This is a genomic window from Psychrobacter sp. CMS30, assembly GCF_904846565.1.
Taxonomy (GTDB): Bacteria; Pseudomonadota; Gammaproteobacteria; order Pseudomonadales; family Moraxellaceae; genus Psychrobacter; species Psychrobacter maritimus.
Genome location: NZ_CAJHBF010000045.1, coordinates 1 through 2,082 on the forward strand (window position 1 = coordinate 1; position 2,082 = coordinate 2,082).

Sequence of the window (2,082 nt, forward strand, 5' to 3'; positions counted from 1 at the left end):
TAGCGCTTTTATAAACCTAGCACTTTCATACGCTCGCTAACTGGCTGATAGGTTTTCTCGCCAGCAGGCTCAACAATGTTAGCGAACGGCATTTGCGCAACCAATTCCCAACTATCTGGAATAGAAAATGCTTTAGCGGCATCTTCATCAACAAGCGGATTGTAGTGCTGTAGGTTGGCACCAACGTTCAAGGTACGTAGCTCTGTCCACATGGCATATTGATGCATGGCCGAGGTTTGCCGAGCCCAAACGGGGAATCTGTCTGCATATAGCGCAAATTGCTCTTGCAGCGATTGAGTCACGTTTTTATCTTCATAAAACAGCACAGTACCCGCGGCAGCACGGAAACCGTCTAGCTTTTGCTTACTGCCAGAAAAGTCGCCATCACCAACGGCTGCACGCAGTTTCTCTTCGGCGATATCCCATAGCTGCTGATGCTCGGCACCAAACAATACCACCAAGCGCGAAGATTGTGAATTAAAAGCAGAAGGCGTATGCAATAAAACACGCTCGGCCATATTGACAATCGCTTGTGGCTCTACTGGTAGCTCATTGCCCAAAGCATATACCGAACGGCGTTCATCAAAGACTTGTTGTAAAGTGACTAGACTTTCTTTAGACATCATCATTATCCTGATAATTATAATAGAATGTAGGTTAAACGTGCCGTATTTGGCATGACACGTTGATATTAACAAGGAGGCTATTATATCAATATACTAAATAACGTCTAGACTCTATAAAGTTTATTTTATCAATCACTCTATAAAGTTATTCTGTTTTACTTAAGCTTTAATGAGTAATAAATAGTAGCTAATTAGCGATAATCATCACTGCTGTACCTTCTTCCACTCTCTCAAATAATTCCATAATATCCTCATTACGCATACGTATGCAGCCATGTGAGAGCGGCGAGCCCATCGGCTCGCTGTCTGGCGTACCATGGATATAAATATAGCGCTGATAGGTATCACAGCCACCTTGGCTATTGCTGCCTTTATTGACTCCCTCTTCCAGTCCACTTAACCAGAGAATACGGCTTAATATCCAATCGCGCTCAGGATGGTGCTTGCCAAGCTCTGCACTATATATCTCGCCCGTAGGAATACGGCCAATGAATACCGCATTCATAGGTTCATTTGCGCCGATTTTCTTGGCGATAAAATGTTTGCCAAGGGGCGTGCAGCCGCTATCTTGCTGACTGCCTATGCCATTTTTAGCGGTAGACACCGTATATTGAGTCACTTCTTTATCGTCTTGGTAAAGAGTTAAATTTTGCTGAGCAATATTAATCACTAAATGCCTATTCGTTTTTTCATTATTTGTCATAAAGGGATTCCAGCGGTCATTCACCTAATGGATGTCATTATTGACCGCATGATGAGTAAGTTGAGTGAATTTTTCTATTATTAAGGGATTGTATCAAGGCTTTTGGCACCGTAATATAGGGGCACACTTTTTGATGCTAGCAGATTATGACGACTATTTCACCGACACGTGTGTCGATGTATGATTTTCTCTATCAAGATACCAAGCCGATGGTGTCATTATTGGCAGATGCGGCCAAGCTTTCATTACCGCAAGCGCGCTTGGCGATGGATGCCAGCTTGCAAGCCATTGTCAGTGCTTTGCTTGCTTACCAGCAGCATAATGATGGACAAGCGGTGAGCAAAAAGCTGTTTGGGCGCGGCGCGGTTAAAGAGCTGCGCCAATATAACTCGATGAATTTTTCCACCATCAATGCGACGTTATATCATCGCCATGAAGCGGCGGATGCGATATTTTATGATAATGCTCGCGTGATTAAAGCCAGTGAATATATTGCCAAACAGATTGACGCAACGACATCGCAAGTGCAGATATTGCTCACGTCTCTATGCGTGATTGTCTTACGCGAGCTGGCTATTTTAGCCGAATATAGCCAACTTGATAATGATGAGATGGATAAATGGTTTGCCTTACAACCGCAGTTTTTATCAGCTGCTCGTTTTGCCGCCAATGAACCAACTTCTATCGAATCGAATGAAGCTAATGAAGATAAAAGTTTAACTGCGCCGATAGAAGGCGTTTCGGAATCGGCAG

Annotated in this window: 2 protein-coding genes and 1 pseudogene; 1 reads left to right on the forward strand and 2 read right to left on the reverse strand. The window is 43.6% G+C overall.

Features of this window, described 5'->3' with window-relative positions:
* Positions 1–8 precede the first annotated feature (8 nt).
* Together JMX94_RS13150 and JMX94_RS13155 are read right to left on the reverse strand one after the other, a co-directional pair.
* The gene (locus JMX94_RS13150; protein ID WP_201566019.1) at positions 9–623 is read right to left on the reverse strand and encodes a nitroreductase family protein; all 615 of its coding nucleotides are present in this window, start codon (positions 621–623) and stop codon (positions 9–11) included.
* Positions 624–813: 190 nt separating this feature from the next.
* Positions 814–1,329 carry a L,D-transpeptidase gene (locus JMX94_RS13155; protein WP_201566021.1) on the reverse strand — a complete coding sequence of 172 codons (516 nt, stop codon included), beginning with the start codon at positions 1,327–1,329 and terminating at the stop codon, positions 814–816.
* A gap of 146 nt (positions 1,330–1,475) precedes the next feature.
* Between JMX94_RS13155 and JMX94_RS13160 the strand changes: the two are divergent.
* Positions 1,476–2,082: pseudogene (locus JMX94_RS13160) on the forward strand (hypothetical protein); the annotation flags it as partial.

Bases quoted from the DNA above. Each gene is read 5' to 3' on its own strand.
- JMX94_RS13150 (WP_201566019.1), bottom strand. From the start codon at position 623: ATGTCTAAAGAAAGTCTAGTCACTTTACAACAAGTCTTTGATGAACGC.
- JMX94_RS13155 (WP_201566021.1), bottom strand. From the start codon at position 1,329: ATGACAAATAATGAAAAAACGAATAGGCATTTAGTGATTAATATTGCT.